11 protein-coding genes are annotated in these 18,540 nt (G+C 71.4%); 2 read left to right on the top strand and 9 right to left on the bottom strand.

Annotated features, from left to right (window positions below; all coding sequences use genetic code 11):
• Positions 1-25: 25 nt before the first annotated feature.
• From HNR15_RS08930 to HNR15_RS08945, 4 genes are read right to left on the bottom strand one after another with little or no spacing between them, the layout of a single operon-like run.
• Positions 26-1,813 (bottom strand): MmpA family trehalose lipid delivery protein, encoded by a 1,788-nt coding sequence (locus tag HNR15_RS08930; RefSeq protein ID WP_179480990.1) that lies wholly within the window; start codon positions 1,811-1,813, stop codon positions 26-28.
• Positions 1,810-2,895, bottom strand: coding sequence for a glycosyltransferase family 4 protein (locus HNR15_RS08935; RefSeq protein ID WP_343048482.1), 1,086 nt, complete (start codon positions 2,893-2,895; stop codon positions 1,810-1,812). Before HNR15_RS08935 ends, HNR15_RS08930 begins: the two co-directional genes overlap by 4 nt.
• Positions 2,892-3,752, bottom strand: a complete 861-nt coding sequence (locus HNR15_RS08940; protein WP_179480992.1) for a glycosyltransferase — start codon at positions 3,750-3,752, stop codon at positions 2,892-2,894. The genes HNR15_RS08935 and HNR15_RS08940 overlap by 4 nt, the downstream gene beginning before the upstream one ends.
• Complete coding sequence (locus HNR15_RS08945; protein WP_179480994.1) at positions 3,736-8,115, bottom strand: alpha-(1->3)-arabinofuranosyltransferase domain-containing protein; 4,380 nt, start codon at positions 8,113-8,115, stop codon at positions 3,736-3,738. Before HNR15_RS08945 ends, HNR15_RS08940 begins: the two co-directional genes overlap by 17 nt.
• 202 nt (positions 8,116-8,317) lie before the next feature.
• Here HNR15_RS08945 and HNR15_RS08950 point away from each other — a divergent pair, with 202 nt between their 5' ends.
• Entirely contained in the window at positions 8,318-9,616 is a 1,299-nt protein-coding gene (locus tag HNR15_RS08950; protein WP_179480996.1) for an oligosaccharide flippase family protein, read from the top strand.
• Between the two features lie 50 nt (positions 9,617-9,666).
• On the opposite strand, the gene HNR15_RS08955 is transcribed toward HNR15_RS08950, so the two are convergent.
• The 5 genes from HNR15_RS08955 to HNR15_RS08975 form a co-directional block, all read right to left on the bottom strand.
• Positions 9,667-10,506 (bottom strand): class I SAM-dependent methyltransferase, encoded by an 840-nt coding sequence (locus tag HNR15_RS08955; protein WP_179480997.1) that lies wholly within the window; start codon positions 10,504-10,506, stop codon positions 9,667-9,669.
• 145 nt (positions 10,507-10,651) lie between these two features.
• Positions 10,652-12,316, bottom strand: a complete 1,665-nt coding sequence (locus tag HNR15_RS08960) for a hypothetical protein (protein ID WP_179480998.1) — start codon at positions 12,314-12,316, stop codon at positions 10,652-10,654.
• A gap of 203 nt (positions 12,317-12,519) precedes the next feature.
• Positions 12,520-14,517, bottom strand: a complete 1,998-nt coding sequence (locus tag HNR15_RS08965; RefSeq protein WP_179481000.1) for an acyltransferase family protein — start codon at positions 14,515-14,517, stop codon at positions 12,520-12,522.
• Between the two features lie 2 nt (positions 14,518-14,519).
• Positions 14,520-16,469 (bottom strand): acyltransferase family protein, encoded by a 1,950-nt coding sequence (locus HNR15_RS08970; RefSeq protein ID WP_179481002.1) that lies wholly within the window; start codon positions 16,467-16,469, stop codon positions 14,520-14,522.
• A gap of 57 nt (positions 16,470-16,526) precedes the next feature.
• Positions 16,527-17,228 carry a hypothetical protein gene (locus HNR15_RS08975; RefSeq protein WP_179481004.1) on the bottom strand — a complete coding sequence of 234 codons (702 nt, stop codon included), beginning with the start codon at positions 17,226-17,228 and terminating at the stop codon, positions 16,527-16,529.
• Between the two features lie 123 nt (positions 17,229-17,351).
• Between HNR15_RS08975 and HNR15_RS08980 the strand changes: the two genes are divergently transcribed.
• A complete protein-coding gene (locus HNR15_RS08980) occupies positions 17,352-18,467 on the top strand; it encodes a sugar phosphate nucleotidyltransferase (protein ID WP_179481006.1) in 1,116 nt (371 codons plus the stop codon).
• Positions 18,468-18,540 lie beyond the last annotated feature (73 nt).

An 18,540-nucleotide genomic window follows, 5' to 3' on the forward strand; every position in this document is an offset into this window, starting at 1 on the left:
TGGGCACATCATAACCACAGAGGGCTCAGTCAGGTAACTCTTCGGTAACCATGCTTCGGCGCGTCGCGACCGCCTCACCCGCCAGGAGCAACGGCGTGAGCGCCAGGCCCACGAGACCGAGGTATCGCCACGCACCGTGCCGAGCCGACCCGGCCTGATGGTCAGGGTCGGCTCCGAGGTCGTAGAGGATCAGCCCGGACGTACGGACGACCACGGCGCCGCGCGTCCCGGTGGGCAGCGCGGTGTCCGCGCTGGTCGGCTGGTCGGTCTCGAGCAGCACATACCGCACCCCCGCGGCCTGCAGGGCGGCGCGTACGTCGGTACGCCTTTCGAGGGCCCGGGTGATCCGGGCGGCGTCCGCACTCTCGCCGCGCACGATCCGAGAGGACAGCGGCAGGTCGTCGTTGACCACCACCTGCCGGTCCAGCAGGCGCTGCCACGGGTCGAGCACGACCTGGTCGTGGTCGAACGCGTACCGCCGGTAGAGGGTCCAGGGGAAGACCGCGACGGCACCGGGCGGCAGCGCGGCCACCCGGTCCTGTACGACGGCGTACGACGCGGGGTAGCGCACCGCCGACCACCGGTCCCCCTGGCCCCACGCCAATCCGGTGAGCACCACCAGGGGCCACAACGCGAGCAGCGTCGCGACACCGACGGCCGCGCCGCGGTCTGCGCCGACCCCCCGCCCGAGGTCGCGCACCTTCTCGGCCAGCAGCCCCGCGCACACCGCGACGAGCAGCACCCACACCGCCACGAACTTCTGCGAGTCGCGCAGCAGGCCGCCTCCCGGAAGATCGGTGACCGCGGCGGTCACCAGGTCCCGACCGCCGGGCAGCGATCCGGCGCCGGCGATGAGAAGACAGACCACCCCGGCGACGGCGAGCCCGGCGTACGCCGGCGAAGCCCGCCAGGCGCGGGACCACGCGGCGTACCCCACGCAGACCAGCACCACCAGCAGCGCGAACCCGCTGACCAGCGCCGACGAGCGCCCGGGCGTCCAGGTGCCGGCGTTCCAGATCCCTCCGCCGGTCAGCAGGGAGCCGAACACGCCCCACGAGGTGTCCGCCCGCGCCATGAACGCCGTCACTCCCGCCGAGTCCGCGGCGCCCGCGGAGGCCGACGGGGCGAGGAAGAGGAAGGGGAACCACCATGGCGCGTTGGCCAGCACGAACACGCCGACCGCCCAGGCGGTCTCGCGGCCGCGACGAACGCGGCGTACGTCGGGCGTTCCCGGCCGGCCAGGCACCAGCAGCACGGCCAGCGTCACGAGCAACCCGAGGATCGCGCCGGTCGACCCGGTGAGGGCGGTGACCACGGTCCAGACCCCGAGCCGCAGCCGACCGCGAGGGCGGCCGAGGCGCACGTCGGAGGCCGCCGACAGCAGGAACGGGAGCGCGGCGTACCCGAGCAGGAACCCCCAGTGGCCGATGGCGAGCCGCTCCGCCAGGTAGGCGTTCCAGCTCGCGAACAGTGCCGCGGCGCCCGCACCGAGCCGCGAGGACATCAGCCCGCCGACGCCGGCACCCACCCCGACGAAGACCAGGAGCAGCAACGCCTTCTGGACGACCCAGCCGGGCACCACGTGGGAGGCGAGTGCGACGACCAGGTCGTTGGGCACGGCGCGCGGGACGCTGCCGTCGACGCCCAGGGTGCGGTCGGACAGATCCAGCCGCGGCACGAAGACCATGTCGTAGAAGAGCAGGTAGCCCGGTCGCAGCGCGGGGCCGAGGGCGAGCAGCCCGCTCAACAGGCCGACGAGCGCGCCGACGCTGCGGACGCCGAAGCGGGGACGCGCCGCCGCGGGAGGGGTCACCGGTGCTGCGCCTCGACCGAGGCGAACGCCTCCCCCATCCGGGCACACTGCGTCGGCAGGTCGTGCTCGGCGAGCATCCGGGCCCGGTTCGCGGCCCCGACCTCCCGGGCGCGCGGCAGGTCGGTGAGGAAGTGCAGCAGGCCCTGCGCCAGCTCGTCCACGTCGTCGTCGACCAGCAGGTTCGGCGGCTGCACGGCCTCGTCGTTGGTGCCGCACCGGGTGGTCACCACGGGCAGGCCGCACGACTGCGCCTCGAGGTAGGCCAGGCCCAGCTGCTCGGTCCATTTCCAGGTAGCGCGGGGCGCGGTGCAGAACACCGCGGCCGAGCGCAACAGCTCCGCGACACCGCCGGCGTCCAGGCTGCCGCGCAACTCCACCTGCCCGGGGTGATCGCGTGCCTCCTGTCCGACACGTTCGCGCAGCGGACCGTTGCCGGCGACGACCAGACGCGCCTCGGGGACGGTGCGGCGTACGAGCGCCATCGCGTCGAGGACCCGGTCGATGCCCTTGTTCTCCGCGAGCGGGGAGGTGAACACCACGACCGGTTCGACGGCCGGCTGCGGCGCGGGTGCGAAGAGCGTGGTGTCGACGCCGGGCTTGACGACCTGGATCCGGTCTTCGTGGAAACCGTTCTCCAGCAGGTGATCCCGAGCGGCGTCCACCATGCACAGCAGCAGGTCGGCGCCGCGGCTGGCGTGCACGGCCTGCCGGTAGGGCGGGATCTTGTAGAGCGGCTGATCCGGCAGGTTCTCCCAGGTGATGACGGCCTGCAGCGGGCGACGCGTGCCGCGCGAGCGCCAGCGAGCCGCCTGACCGGTGACCAGCGAGCACAACTCGAGACTCGTGACCCAGTCGTACGCCGCCGGGTCCTGATCCCCCAGCCCGCGCACCCACGCCAGCGCACCCGCCTCGACGAAGCGCTTCACCGGGCGCCGGTAGGTGCTCGGCACCCACTCGATGTCGCCGACCGGCTGCTGGGCAGCCAGAGCCGTGACCTGCGTCCGCGGCATGCGGGACATCCAGTAGAGCTCGCGCCTCGCCCGCTGGTCGGGCAGCGACACCCAGAGCAGGCGACGGCTCACGCGGTCGCCCCGGCGCGGCCCGCCGTACGACGGTCGCGACGCCCGCGGCGCGCACCGAGGGTGTAGCCGACGACCTCCAGCCCCCGCAGCAGCACCATCCCGGCGGCGTGCGCCGGATCGCGGGCCAGCAGGCCGCGCGCGTCGACGTACGACTTGACCAGCGCACGTCCCTGCTCGCCGACGGCTCCCCCGTGCTGACCCTGGAGCGCGGGGATGCTGCGACCGTAGTAGTAGCGCTTGCGCAGCACGTCGGGCACGGTGAGGTGGCCCTCGTCGTGGTCGACGAGGACGTCCGCCAGCTCGATGCGGGCACCGGCGGCGTGCATCCGCAACCGCAGGTCGGCGTCCTCCGGCCCGGACATGTCGAGCCGGAATCCGCCGTCGTCGATCAGGAAGTCGCGCCGCACCAGCCGCGGGTTGTGCAGCCACGGCTGGGTCAGGTAGCACTCACGTTCCAGTGCCCGGCACGCGGTCCAGAAACCGTCGCCGATGGTTCGTTCGGGCAGAGCGACACCGACTGCATCTGTGTCACGCGCGGTCCGCACCGCCGCCGTGATGCTGTCCGGGGGCAGGATCATGTCGCTGTCGAGCCACAGCACCCACTCCCCTCGCGCCGCGGCGATGCCGGTGTTGCGCTGCGCGGACCGCTCGGGGCCGGCGGTGATGACGCGGTCGGCGTACCGCTCGGCGATCCGGGGGGTCGCATCCGTGCTGTGGTTGTCGACGACGATCAGCTCGACATCGACATGGGTCTGCGCCCGCACCGACGCCAGGCAGGCGTCGATGGTGCGCTCGTTGTCGCGGGTGGGGACGACGACGGAGACGAGTCCGTCGACGTGCTCAGTGCTGGTGTCCACCGGTGAACTCCGGTTCCTTGTCCTGGGCTGGGTCGTGGGGTGTGCGGGTAGGTGTCGGCGGCGGCAGGTAGTCCCGCAACGCACCGGTGAGCGCGACGAGCAGCCCGGCCGCACCGAGGTAGTGCGGCCAGAGACTGACCGCGACGGCGTCGGCGCTCACCTGACCGATGAGCCCCTTGGCCCACAGCACGATCAGATACAGCACCACGGACGCTCCGACCAGCGCCACTCCGGCGGTGATGAGCCACTCGGAGGGCAACGGGGCCCAGCGCAGCACCGCGACCAGCACCAGGGCGGTGACCAGACCGGCGTACCCCAGGAAGAAGGTGGCCGCAAGCACCAGCGCGATCTCGACACCGACCCGGCTCATCGGGCCGGGCCACGGCCCGGCATCGCCGTGCGGCACGCCGTCCGCGCTCGCGGGAGCGCTCGAGCGGACATCGTCGTGCGCTGCCTGGACGGGTTCCCGACCTCGCCCCCAGGGCGCATGCCACCGACGTACCAGCGTGGGATCCCGGTCTGCCGCAACAAGGGTCCCTGCGGTGTCGGTGGCGGGCTCGTCGTCGTCCGACTCGCCCGCGCGCGCCGCCTGGAGGCGGCGCCGTACGGGGCGCCAGAGGCCCGTCGCGAGCAGGATCGCTGCCAACAGCACCAGCCCCGACACCGCGAGGGCCACGTTCGAGGCGCGCTGCGGGCCGTAGCGGATCCGGATGTCGTAGGTGCCGCCGGACGGCAGCTTCCAGCCGACCGAGTACCCGTCCAGGACCACGGGCTTCCCGAGGTCGCGGCCGTTGGCCGTGGCGTGCCACCGCGGGTCGTAGCTCTGGCTGATGACCACCGCGAACGCCCCGCTGGAGCGCACCTTCAGTGACTTGGCGGAGGCGGAGTTGTGCACGTGGGTGACCGTGGGCGCTGCGGGGACCGCAGCGGTGGGCGTGCGGGTGTCGGTCAGCGCGACCGAGTCGAGCGTGAATCCGGGCGCCTGCTCGATCCGCCGGGAGCCGGCCTGCAGCGAGGTCCGCGCGCAGCCGGTCCACCGGGTCCCCTCGTCGGAGGGACCGGCGAGGACGGACGTCGTGGGCCGCATCCGGATCGGCTGGCCGTCGATGGTGGCCACCGTGAGGCAGCGCGCCCCGCTGCCGTCGACCTGGTCGAGCGGGCCGGCGCTGCTCATGCGCATCGAGATGCCCGTGTCGATGCTGGGGAAGCGTGCCGGCAGGCCCTGCGGCGGGGACGTCGCGCCGGTGAAGGTGATGCGAACCGTCCGGCCGGTCACCCGCGGGAAGGTGACGTCCGTGGTGCCGTCCTCGGTGAGCGCGGTGGTGGCGACACGCTTGCCGTCCACGGTGACGACCGCGGAGGTGGCCCACTGGGTGCGTGTCGCACCCGTGGTGCGGTCGCCGGTCGCCGGGCTCTGCCGGATCGAGACGGAGTCCACCGAGCGGGTGGGTCCGGCGATCTGCCACCACGAGTTACGCACGCCGTTGCCCGGCACCCACGCCGTACTCGCCGCGTTCGTGCCGGTGTCGGCGGCTTGAGATGCCCGCTGGGCAGGATTGTCGAAGTAGAACCGGGAGGAGGTCGCCTGCACGTCGGCGGAGTAGCCGGCGACCCGGTCGTACACCGGCTCCAGCGGCCCGTCGACCCGTACGTCGGCCGCGGTGGTGAAGGTGCGCGCGTCCGGGAGGGCGACGATCCGGCGCAGGCCGGTCTCCTCGTCGTCGGCCGTCGACGCGGTGCCCTGCAGGCGGGTCAGCAGCACCGAGAGGGGCGTCCGGTCGAACTCTGCCCGCCCGGCCGCGTCGAGCTGCGCGTACTGGTTGGAGAAGGTCGTCGGGGTGCGCGCGGTGCGGACGGCGAGCGGCCCGGGCATCTTGATGTCGGAGATACCGACGAGGTTGTAGCCTCCGCCGCGCTCGGAGTCGACCGTGACCTTGACGCTGCCGGCCGGCGTGTTGCCCATGGCGAACGACGCGTAGCCGGTGTCCGGCATCCGCTGGGTCACCGAGCGACCGCCCGCGGTCACCGTGAGTCGGTCGATCTTCGAGCGGCCCACATCGGCCTGCTTGATGCGGATGGTGCCGAGCGGGATCGGGGTGGGTTCGGTGACGGTGAGGCTCTGGCCCTTCGCGCGTCCGAAGTCACCGAAAAGCCACGCGGTGGACGGGTCGCCGTCGAGTGCGTTCTGTGGGGCGGCGTACGGCAGGTCGAAGAACGTCCCACCCTCGGACGTCGCGCTGACCTGCGCGCCCGAGGGCACCATCACGGTCTGGTCGTCGGTGTCCGTGCCCAGGGCACGGGTGCTCGCCGGCGTCTGCGCGGCCGTGAGGAGCGGACCCTCCCCGTTGCTCAGCCGGTTGGTGATGGCGGCGCGTCGCGCGTTGGTGTCGGTGATGATCAGCCGGTGCTCACCGCCGAGCACGGAGGTCATGTTGCGCGCAGAGATGTCCTGGGCGTACTGGAACGACGGTGCGGCGCTCAGCAGCCCGGCCGCGGAGAGCTGCGCGATCCCGGATCCGTCGCCGGCGACGACCAGCGAGTTGTCGGTGCGTTCGGCCCGCACCGAGTCCAGCGGATCGACGACGGCGTACTGCTGCAGCGGCGGCAGCTGGTCCTCGCCGTACGCCTCGGGGTTGGTGCCGGGGCCTTCGGTGTACTCGCCGTCGAAGCCGTAGTTGTGCACGCCGAAGAGCCCGGGGTCGGACGCCAGCACCTTGGCCGTCGTCGAGGGGCGGGCACCGCCGGCGTCCTCCCAGTCGATGTCGTGGCGCAGCAGGATCGTGTCCGCGCCGAGGTAGCGCGCATACGCGGACATGGCTGCGGGAGGCACCACGCCGTTCTGCAGGGTGTCGTTGAGCGCGGTGAGGTAGTTGGCGCCGGGCGCGGACGCGTTGGGTGTGGTCTCCGGGATGATCACGTCACGGCGGAAGAGGGAGTTGGCCACGTCGTCGGGACGTTGCACGGTCCATCGGTACGACGGCCGGGTCTGCCCCGGCAGGAACAGCACCGAGGCGTTCGAGTCGCCCTTGTCGATAGCGGACGCGGCCTGGTGCCAGTAGTCCGGGATGTCCATCGGAGACAGGTAGAGCCGGTTGGTGAGCGCCGGTGAGACCCAGCCGGTGACCAGGATGACGGCCAGCACAGCGGCCAGTGGCGCCCAGAAGTCCAGGTGCGCGATCTTGCGCCAGACCCTCCGCGCCGCGAAGCCGAGCGCCAGCGCGAATCCCAGCGCGAGCAGGGCACCGATCTTGTTGGTCGTGCGGAACGCCGCCATGCCGGGCAGTTGCAGGAAGCCGACGACGACATGCCCGAACGGCGAGGCGGGAGCAGCCTGCGCGGGGAACGCCCCGACCTCGATGATCGCTGCGACGGCCGCGAGACCGATCACCAGCCCGCGCAGCAGACCGCGGCACCAGCGCAGCGCCAACAGGCCGAGCACGGGCCACAGTGCGGTCAACACGATGATGTACGGGCTGGTCAGGTACGACGCGTACTGGCCCTCCCACGGTCCGTTGGCGTCGTGCCCGTAGAGCGGCCACAGCCCGAGGCCGCGCAGCACCTCCGGGAACGACCCGACCTTGGCGATGCCGGTGATGGTCTCGGAGCTGTCGACGATCTGGGACCCGGTGGACAGGGCGGCGGCGGCCGGCACCAGCCAGTAGATCGACACCCCGATGACGAAGAGCGCGCACTTGAGCAGCACCCGCAGGATGTCGCCCCAGCCGATCTGCCAGCTGCGCCGGGCGAACACCATCAGCGGGAGCAGCGCGAACAACTGCAGGATCGGCACGACGGCGACGTTCATCCCGCTCATCGCGAAGAAGACCAGCCCGAAGACGGCCGGCCAGCGCCATGCCCGCGGTTCGCGCAGCGCGCGGACGAAGACCAGCATCATCCAGGGCAGCAGGGCCATCGGCAGCGCGATCGCCAGCGTCGAACCGGCCTGGATCGTGTACGGGTTCGCGACGTAGAGGACACCCGCGGCGAGCCCCGCCCACCGGTCCGCGCGTGGTGAGATCGACCGCAGCAGCCGGCTGGCGCCCCACGCCGTGAGCGCCCACAACGCGAAGTGGAAGATCCGGTAGGTCGTGCCCGCGCTCAGACCGATCGCCCGCAACGGCGCCAGCACCCCGAGCACCGGGACGAGGCCGACGTTGAAGTTGGGTGCCCCCAGGTACGGCGTGCCGGTCCAGGAGGAGAGGTACTGCCGCACCATCGACCACGGCGCGAGGTACACCTCGGGTTTGATGTCGGTGTAAAAGTGGCCGTATCCGTTGAGGAAGACCACGAGCGCCAGCACCAGCAGCAGCGCCGCGACGGAAACGGCGTACCTCAGGTCCGACCGTTTGACGGTGCGCAACATGACAGGCACTGCGGGTCGGCGCACAGGGTGAGAACTTTCGCGGACGAGGGAGGTGCTTCGGGTCTGGCCGGGCGCAGCGGACCTCAGGGGGGGTGCGGCGGCCGGGAGCTGTTCGGACTGCGAGCAAATATAACCCGTGGGTAACCTGGGTCACGTTCGCTGCGGCGCACCGTACTCAACTCCCAGCTCGAAGGCCCCACTTGTGACGATCGATGCCAGCACGCCCGACGACGGGCGGGATGCGCAGCGGTCGGTGCGGCCGGCCACCGGGGCGGGCGCCGTGCTGGGCGCTCTGCTCGGCATCGCGATGGGCGTCTCGAACGCTCTCGGCTATCTGCTGGTCCTGATGCTCTCGCGCACCCTGGGTCCGGAGGATTTCGGCGGATACTCGGCGCTCAGCACCTTCGGCGTACTGCTGGCGATCCCGGCCGGTGCGTTCCAGGTCGTCATCGCCCGCCGGATCGCCGGTAGCGCGCGGCACGAGGTCACGACAGGACTGCGTCTCGCGTCCGGCGTGTCGGTCGCGCTGTTCGCCGCGACATCGCTGCTCTCCCCCGCGCTGCGCGATGTCTTCCACCTCAGCTCGGCGTGGTCCGCGGTGCTGATGGGATCGATGCTCGTGCCCATGACGCTGACGGGGTGCTTCCAGGGCATCCTGCTCGGCAGCCATCGGCTGCGTGCACTGTCTGCGCTCTACGTCGTGACCGCCGTGACGCGGCTGATCGCCGCCCTGGTCGCGACGATCGAGGGCTTCTCGGTCGTGGAGGTCTTCGCCGCCATGTTGCTGGCCGCGGTCGCCACCGCCCTCGTCGGCGCGGCGCTCTGTCGCGCCGAGCTGCGCGGCATCGCGGGCGGCGGGCACGGCCTGGCCGCGGAGATGCTGCGCTCCAACTCGACCCTGGCGGCACTCACGGCCCTCACCAGCATCGATGTGCTCCTGGCCCGGCACTACCTGTCGCAGCACAACTCCGGCGGGTACGCGCTGGCATCGACCTTCGGTCGGGCGATCTGCTGGGGCACTCAGTTCATCGCGCTCATCGTGGTGCCCCGGATGCGCGGCGCCGGCGCCACGCGCACGCTTCTGAAAGCCAGTGGGCTCGTGCTCGGGATCGGCCTGGTGGGCCTCGCGGTCGTCAGCATCAGCCCGTCGTTCTGGGTGCGCGTCGCAGGCGGCGGCCAGTACGCCGATTACGGGCACGTCGCGCAGGCCTGCGTCGTGCTCGGGATCGCCTGGGCGCTGGCGCAGATCTGGCTCTTCTCCGAGATGGGCGCCGGGGAGCACCTACTCGGCGCGCTCACCTGGGGCGCCGTGGTGGTCGAGGCGCTGGCCGTCACCCTGCGCTGGCACGACAGCGCCGTGCAGATCGTCACGGTCTGCACGGTGTGCGCCATGGCAATCGCCGTCGCGGGACTGGTGCGGGTGCTGCTGCGCCATCAGAGGCGACTGCCGCCCCTGGACGAGGAGTCCGTGGTCCTGACCGCCGATCGCGCGGGAGCCTGACGGCCGAACCTCCGCAGACGTCCGCGCATCGGACAGCGGGGGTCGAGGGGTCAGCTGTCCTTGCCGCCGATGGCGCGGGATCGTCCGAGCACGACCTTCGCCACTGCCTTGAGCGGTCCGGGGAAGACGCCGGCCGCCTTCCACAGCCCCGTGTTGAGCTTGTCCTGCACCTGCGTCTGATAGACGCGCAGGGCCTCGTCGGACCGGGACAGGCCGTGCGCTGCGGCGGCGGTGCGCTTGAACACCAGGGCATGGAGACCGTTGGACCAGCGGGGATCGTCCGCGTGCGCGGCATCCCAGGTCGCAGCGATCGTCCAGCCCGGGTGACGGCGCAGGAACAGACGATGCGCCCGCTGGACCACCGGCCAGCTCGCGTCGTCGACCAGCACGAGGGCCTCGTCAGCCAGCAGCGGCTCGGCCACCGCGAGGGCGAGATAGTGCGCCAGGAGCGTGTGCTCGCCGTCGTAGAAGTAGACCCCGACCGGCTTGGTGACCGTGCCGAGCTGCGCCATCAGTCGGAAGCAGTCGCCCTCCAACAGATGCACCGCCGCGTCCCCGGCGTAACGCTCGAGGTTGTCCTCCAGCTCGGCGCGAGCCTCCTGCCCCTCCATCCCGAACTCCAGGAAGTTCTCCATCACGAAGAAGTCCTTGGAGGCGTTGCCCTGCACCGCCGCGCACAACGACCGGCCCTTGAAGGTGCCGACCTCGAGGTAGGACTCGTCCTCCGGGAGGACGGATGCCGCGACGTTGAGCACCGCCAGCTCGTTCGGCCCCGTGAACCCGGTCACGTCCTGAGCGATCTGCGCCCACCGGGGGTCGACCGGGTCGGTGTCCTGGGGTTCGCCGGGGAAGGCGTGCTTGAGCTGGGTGAAGAACGCGGTGGTGTCCATCGACTGCTTTCGGCTGAGAGCGACGTACGCCGCCGGATGCTGCTGGGCCTGCTCGGTTTACTGGTGGGTAGGAAGATAACCCGGAGCAGCGGGATTTTGCGCTTGTTCACCCGGACCCGTTGCGTGTCCGCTGGGCCGAGCGGGCTCACGCGAGCAGCAGGAGCTCCACCGTGATCTGCGGGTCGCCCGTGCGAGGGACGACGACGGTCGTCGCCACCGTCCTCCCCGGCACCGTGGTCAGCGACCACGGCCCGGTGCCGGTGCGCTCACGGATGATCAGCCGATGCGAGTACGTCGGCGCCTCGTGAGAGCGACGGAACTCGTCGTCCTGCCGCAGCGGCCATACCGAGTCGAAGTACACCGTCCGGCCGTCGGCGATCAGCGCCGAGGACACGGCGGGAGCCAGGCTGCCGTACGAGGTCGTGCCATAGCCCCGGACGACGACCGGGCGGTGCAGCCCGCCGTGAGTGCCGAGCAGGTCGGCGGCGGCTGCCACCACCCGTCCCGCGAGTCGTTGGTCCCCCTGCGACTGCTGCGTCACGTTGTGAACGGCCGGGAGCACGGGGATCGCGGCGAGCGCCAGCGCGGCCAGGGAGGCGGTGATCGCGCCGCTCGCGCCGCGCCACGGTCGTAGCCGTCCGCTGCTGACCAGCTGCCGCACCACCCGTCGGCACACCGCCCACACAGCGACCAACGACGCGAACAGGGCCGCAGGCTGCACGAGGTTCAGGTAGAGCAACTGCAACGGATAGACAGCATGCGACCCGGTCCACACCAGGGCGCCGGCCGCGACGAGCGCGACTGCCGCCGCCGAGGCCACCGCCCCGTCGCGACCACGCCCCTGCCGGAAGACACCTCGGCCGGTCCAGACGGTATGGATCAGTACCGCGATGACCAGGAGTGCCCCCAGGGCGCCGGCGACGTCCGGGGTTGCTGCGCCGAGGGGGCCGAGACGTGCCCCGAAGGGCACCAGGAGGGCGGCCACGTCCTTCGCCGAGGTCCAGAGACCCACCATCGGGCCACTGTGCGAACCGCTGAAGGTGGCGACGAGCTCGGACAGGTTGCTCGGATGGTCGACGAGCACGTCGACCATCGGCGGAAGCCACAGCACGATGAGCAGTCCGACGCTCACGACACCCGGTCGGCGCCACTGCGACATGCCGGACGTCACCGCCCCCGGGATGGGCCACACGGTGCCTCTGCGATCCCACCACCGCAGAAGCCCCAGCGCCGCGAGGAACGCCGACAGGACCGCGACGACCGCGAAGTCGATGACCTGCGCCTGCGCGGCATAGGTAGCGCACCCGACGTACCAGGGCAGAGCCTTGTACTGCCCCAGCACAAGGCGCCATGCCAGCACGAGCGCCGCCAGCAGAGCGAGGACGGCGGGCCAGGTGTTGAGCGGTTGGACCAGGACGTGACCGAACGACCGTTCGGTCAGGAGCACCAGCGCAGCGGCGATCCAGGCGCCGTTGAGCCCGATGGCGCGGTAGGCGTGCCAGACGGCGAGTGCCGCGAAGAAGGACGCGACGATCGCGTCGCCGACGATGATCGACCACGGCGCGAATCCGGTCAGGGTGTAAGGGATCGCGAGGAGGTAGAACTCGAGCGGACCCGGGTGGTGGGCGTAGACGCCTGGACTACTCACGCTGCTCGTCGACCGCATCCCGACCAGCGGCGGGTGGACCGACCACACGTCGTGGATGCGCACGGCGACGAGCGCCTCATCGCCCTGGGGCACCCATCCGTGTGCCAGCACGGTGACCACGAAGTACAGGAGCGGCAGGCACACCAGGGCGGCCCCGAGCACGACCCGGCGACTTTCGTTCTCGCGAGAGAGTAGGCCCGGGCGTCGCCCCTCAGGCGAGCCCGAACGCCCGATCGGCGCCCCTGTCCCCACCGCGCCGGCGTCGGCGCGAAAGCCCCCCATGCTCGCCACCCGTGCAGCGTACGACGCCTGCACATGCGTCGGTCCTGCGCGCGGTCAGGTTCGTCGGCGCGCCGCTGGGTCGATCATGATGCCTGAGGTCTGCGCAGATCGTCGACGATCGCCGGAGCCAGCCAGCTCCAGATCAGTTGTGCTCCACCCTGGGTGAAGTGGACACCGTCCTGGTAGAGCGTGGTCCCGTTCATCACCGGGTGGTAGCCGGTGGCGCACAGTCGGGAGCTGAGGTCCAGCAGGTGCACGCCCCGGGCCTGGTGGTGGGCGACCCATCCGGCGATCACGGCGTTGATCCACGTCGTGTCCAGCACGATCGGCGCGCTGCCGAGATTCTGTTGCGCCGACACCGGCAGTGTCTCCGGGTGCAGCACGCGGCACGGCACGTTCATCACGTCCAACTCCCGCGCGCCCGTCCGCCCGTAGGACACGAGCAGCGCGTCGAGACTGCCCAGCACGGCGCTGCGTACCTGAGGCGATCGGGGCGGCGCCTTCCGGCCGTCGATCTGCAGCGGCAGCGTGAAGGCGAGTCCTGCCGGCGCCAGCACGACATCGGCTCCCGCGGACCGGACCTGGCCGGGCCACTGCTGACGCCACGACGGGCAGTGCGGATCCTCGGCGATGACCTTGCTGCCGAGCACCACGGTCATCGGGGTGAAGTCGCACCCGCCGTACGCGGCGTAGCGCAGCAGGTCGAAGCGTGGATATCGCGCACCGACGAAACCGTCGGCGATGGAGGCGGGGATGGAGTCGCCGACGATGGCCACCTTGACCGGCTGTGCAGGGGCCGCGTAGGTCACCCCCGGGTCCAGCGGGGTGCCGTCCCAGGTCGAGGCGTCGGCGGTCGGCAGGACGAACTGGGCGACCAGTGCCAGGACGGCGACGGAGGCAGCGACCGCAGGACCCGCCCAGGTACGACCGCGGCGGATCAACGCGCCGAATCCGTACTGCATCACCGGGATCTCCAGCAGCCGGTAGGAGGCGACCGAGACGCACCAGGTGACCAGGAACTGCACGGCGCCCTGCACGGCGACGGGGGCGTGCGGGACGTGCAGCCACAGGCTGATCGGCCAGTGGTAGAGGTACATGCCGTAGGAGATCTGGCCGAAGTGCACGAGCACCCGGTTGCCCACGATGCGGTTGATCAGCAGGTCCCTGGTGTCCAGTGCGCTCACGCCCATGAGTGCCGCGAGGATCGCGAAGACGAGGAGGCCGCCGTCGCGGAACACCCACACGCTGGCGTCGCCGAGCACGAAGAAGGCCGACACCGAGGCGATCGTCCCGATGATGCCGAAGGTGTTGGCGATGCCGCGCGGGATCTCGCGACGGCGTACGCCGCGCACCTTGGTGTGCAGGAACGCGACGGCGACGCCGACCAAGAGCGCCTGCGATCGCACGTCCGTGCCGTAGTAGAGGCGGCTGAAAGTCGCCGTCGACGTGCCGACCAGATACGCCGTCCATAGGGCGCCGAGGACGGCGAGGGCGGCGACGACGACGGCCCGCACCATCTTGCGGCGCGAGACCAGATAGAGGAGCCCGATCAGAGCCGGGACGAAGAGGTAGAACTGCTCCTCCACGGCGAGCGTCCAGACGTGCCGCAGCGGCGAGGGTGCGTCGAAGAGGTCGAAGTACTGGTCGTTGCGGGCGATGAGACGCCAGTTCAGCCAGAAGGTGGCCGTGGCGAACGCGTCTCCGGCCGTCCGCGCCCGGTGGGATTCGCTCCCGTCGAGCGCGGTGTGCGCGAGCACGGCCAGGACCAGGACGGTCATGGCCGGCACGATGCGCCGCGCGCGGCGGACATAGAACGCCCACGCATCGAGACAGCCCGTGCGCTCCCGCTCCTTGATCAGCATCGTGGCGATCAGGAAGCCGGAGAAGACGAAGAAGTGGTTGATGCCGATCCAGCCGCCGACCAGCTCGGTGACGCCGAAGTGGTAGGCGACGACGAGCAGGATGAACAGGCCGCGGTATCCGTCGATCGCCCGCCGGTAGCCACGGCCGCGCCGATCCAGGTCTGTGCTCACGGCAGCGCGGACGGTGCGCGCCACGCGGGAGTCGGCCAGGGCAGCCATCCCTACGCACCGGTCCCGGACGCGCCGGCTGCCGCGCGGATCCGCGGTGCGAGCCAGGTCCAGATCATCGGCGCCGCGGCCGACGTGAAGTGCACCTGATCCCGGTAGAGCGTCGTGCCGTTGAGCTCCGGCTGGAAGCCGTGGCCGCACAACGCGCCGTACAGGTCGATGACGTGGGCACCGTTGCGGGCGGCCCACTCGGTGATCAGCGCGTTGAGCGCGACGGGGTCGGTCACCTGCCGCGCGGTCTGCTGGGAGTGCTCGAACCAGGGCTTGAAGTCGGTGGGCCACCGGCTGACGTCCGGCTCCCGGCACGGGACCGTCACCACGCTGACGGAGCGCACGCCCGCGGCGAGCGCCGCGGTCCGGTAGGCGGTCAGCGCGGCATCGATCGAGGTGCGGTAGGACGCGTCGTCCAGGCCGACGGCGCCTCCGCCCGGCCCGGCGTGCGGAAGGGCCAGCGTCAGGCCACCGAAGACGACGAGCTCGGAGGCGCCCGATCGCCGCAGCAACGTCTGCAGGTCACGCTTCGTGGTGGTGCATTGCGCGGGCTGGACCGAGACGGCCCGGTCGGCGTAGCGCGCGTCCACCAGGTCGCATCCCGGCGAGGCCAGGTTCGTGAGTCGCAGATCCGGGTAGGTGCCCGGACGCTTCTGCTGCACCAGCAGATCGGGCACCGAGTCGCCGAAGATCGCGACCCTGGTCGGTGTGGCGGCCGGTCGGTACGTCGGGGTGCCGGGCACCAGCATCGGCACCGGTCCGTCGCCGGAGGCAGGTGCGGCGCCCGCGGTGAACGCCAGCACCACGACCGCGGCCAGGGCACCGGCGACCACCGCGCGTGCGGTGCGCAGGGACGGGATCAGCGCTCGCACCCCGCCGCGGAGCACCGGGCGCTCGATGAACCGGTACGACGCTGCGGCCAGCGCGAGCGTCAGGGACATCCCGAACAGCAGAGTCGGTGCGGTGCCGATCCCGGGATGAGCCCGCTGCAACCACAGCAGCACCGGCCAGTGCCACAGGTAGAGCCCGTAGGAGATGCGCCCCAGGTAGGCGAACGGCCGCCAACCGAGCACGGTGCGCAGCAGGGAGCGCCTTCCGTCCGCGCAGGCCAGGACCAGGGCGGCGGATGCCAGCGCGAAGAGCAGGATGCCGCCGTCGTCGTACATGAAGGGCTGGAAGGAGGAGACGCCGGGGTAGGCGTAGATCATCGCCGCGAGACCGCCCCACCCGAGCACCGCGACCAGGGGCGCGGACAGCCGCACCTGTTCGGACCGGTGACGGCGTAGCCCCGTCGCGAACGCGAGAGCTGCTCCGACGCAGAGCGCCTGGGCGCGGGTGTCGGTGCCGTAGTAGGCGTGGGTCTGGGCCGCCTCGGTGGCCACGCCGATGTGGGCCGTCCACACCGCGCTCACCAGTGCGAGCACGAGCAGCACCGCGGCCTGCACCTCGCGACGGCGTGCCCATCGCACCAGCGCGAGCACCACCAGCGGCACGAAGAGGTAGAACTGCTCCTCGACCGACAGGGTCCACGCGTGTCGCAGGAAGGAGGGGTTGAACACCCCGAAGTACTGGTCGTGTCGCAGGATCAGGTGCCAGTTCTGGACGTAGAACAGGGTGGCCAGGATGTCGCCGCGTAACGGCGTGCGTACCTCGTCGGGCGCGATGAACGTGCCGTAGACCCCGAGGGCGACCAGCAGCAGGACGAGGCCGGGCAACAGCCGCCGTGCCCTGCGCCGATAGAAGCCCAGCACATCCAACCGCCCGAACCGCGCCCGCTCCTCGATGAGCAACCGGGTGATCAGGTAGGCCGACAGCACGAAGAAGAGATTGATCCCGACCCACGCGCCCTGCAGGAACGTCGCCCCGAAGTGGAACGCCATGAAGAGCACCATCGCCGTGCCGCGGACCCCGTCGAGGGCGGGCGAGTAGCGATAGAGGGTGCGGCGGGGCATCAGGAGGCGAGGGTCATCGGGATGGGCGCGTCAGGTGCCTGACCCGCCATCAGCGCGTCAGCGACGGCCGCGCGGACCGTCCAGCTCGTCGTACTCGTCGTCGACGTCGACGCGCGCCCGGCTGCGCTCGGCGAACCGATCGCTGAAGGGGCGCCGGAGGGAGTTGTGCGGTGCTTCGTCGCCGGCCGACTCGTCGTACTCCGGGTCAGCGGGCACGCTGTCCGCTGCCGGCCGACGGTCACGGGCGAGCGCCGAGCGGCGCGGGGCCGGTGATGCCCCACCGGTGCGGGCGGCCGCCGAGCCCCTGGGGGCCGGTGAGCCTTGGGCCTCGTCATCGGCCGCGACGGCGTCGCTGGTCCTGCGGGCGTTGTCACGCCGGCCACGCGGCGGCAGGTCGTCCGCGTCGTCGTCGTACCCGTCGTCGAAACCGGGGCGCGGCTTGCGGGTGCGGGTGGTGGTGTCGAAGCCGAAGAGTGCCGCACCGACGCCGGCGAGCACGATGCCTCCCGCGCCGAGGGCGATGGCCCGGTAACGAGCACTGTCGTCCACGGCCGAGCAGTAGGTCTTGCCGAACGAGTCGTTGTTGGGGCTGAGGGCAGTGCCGCAACCGAAGTTGGGCCCGGACCTGGACGTCACGCTGAGCGGCACCACGGCCACGTAGATCGCGGCGATGATGAGGGCGAGGCCCACCAACAGCGACACCTTCGTGCCGGTGCGGGGAACGTAGAGGGTGCGGGTTTCGCCGGACTCGGGAGGCATGTCGGGAATAGTAGCTGTGCCGTACGTCACCTGGTTACCAATGGGTATCTATAGTCGCGGTACGTCCCACATCACGCCCGAGACCCGAAGGAAGTGTCCCGTGCCGCAGCAGTTGGACGGCCGGTGCCCACCGTCGCGGACGACGCCGTGGCCCCCGCCCGCACCCCGCGCTCGACGGACCCCGGGCATCGGATGAACCCACGTCCCGATGTGTACGCCGTCGTCCTGGCGGGCGGTCTCGGCAGCCGGCTCGCGCCGCTCACCGACAACACCCCCAAACCGCTGCTGCCGGTGGCGGGCGAGCCGGTGGTCGTCCATCAGCTGCGCTGGCTGGCCGCAGCCGGGGTCACACGGGTCGTGCTCACCACGTCGTACCGGGCGGAGCAGTTCGAGCCCGCGCTCGGTGACGGATCGGCGTACGGCGTGCAGCTCGACTACTGCCACGAGGACCAGCCGCTCGGCACCGGAGGGGCGCTCGCGGCGGCGGCCGACCGGCTGGCGCCCGCGCCGGGCGACGCGCTGCTGGTGCTCAACGGCGACCAGCTCACCGGTCACGACGTGCGACGGCAGCTGTTCCTCTTCGACGAGGCGCGATCGGAGCGGGGCTGCGTCGTGAGCATCCATGCCCGGCCGGTCGACGACGCGCGCGCGTACGGTCTGCTCTCCGTGGACGGGCACGACCAGGTGGTCGGGTTCGAGGAGAAACCCACCGAGCTCGTCGCGGGGATCGTGAACGCCGGCACCTATGTGCTCGACCCCGCCTGTCTGCAGGAGGTGCCGCGCGGCGAGCCGGTCAGCTTCGAGCGCGACGTGATGCCGGGGCTGCTGCGCGACGGTGCGGTGGTGACGGCGTACGTACAGGACGCCTACAGCATCGATGTCGGCACGCCGGCGACCCTGGTCGCGGCGTCCCGGGACGCGGTGCTGCGCCACGGACCTGCGCTGATCGATCCGGGCGCGACGGTCGACCCGACGGCAGCCGTGGTGGGCGGCTCCTGGGTCGGTCCCGGCGCTCAGGTCGGCGCGGCGGCCGTGGTGGACGGAAGCATCGTGATGACCGGAGCCGAGGTCGGCGCGGGCGTCGTGGTGCAGCAGTCGGTGATCGGCCAGCGCGCCCGCGTCGAAGGGCCGATCATCCTGCAGGACAACGCGATCGGCGACGAAGCCGTCGTGGAGGCCGGCCACGGACCGGAACCGGGCGACAGTGTCCCGACCGGCGTCACCCTCCCCCGGCCCTGACCCTCACCTCATCGAGCGGAGATGTCCGCCGTCGAGCGGAGGGGTCGTGTACCCCTCCGCTCGGGGTGAAGCC

Source organism: Allobranchiibius huperziae, from assembly GCF_013410455.1.
GTDB classification, from domain to species: Bacteria; Actinomycetota; Actinomycetes; order Actinomycetales; family Dermatophilaceae; genus Allobranchiibius; species Allobranchiibius huperziae.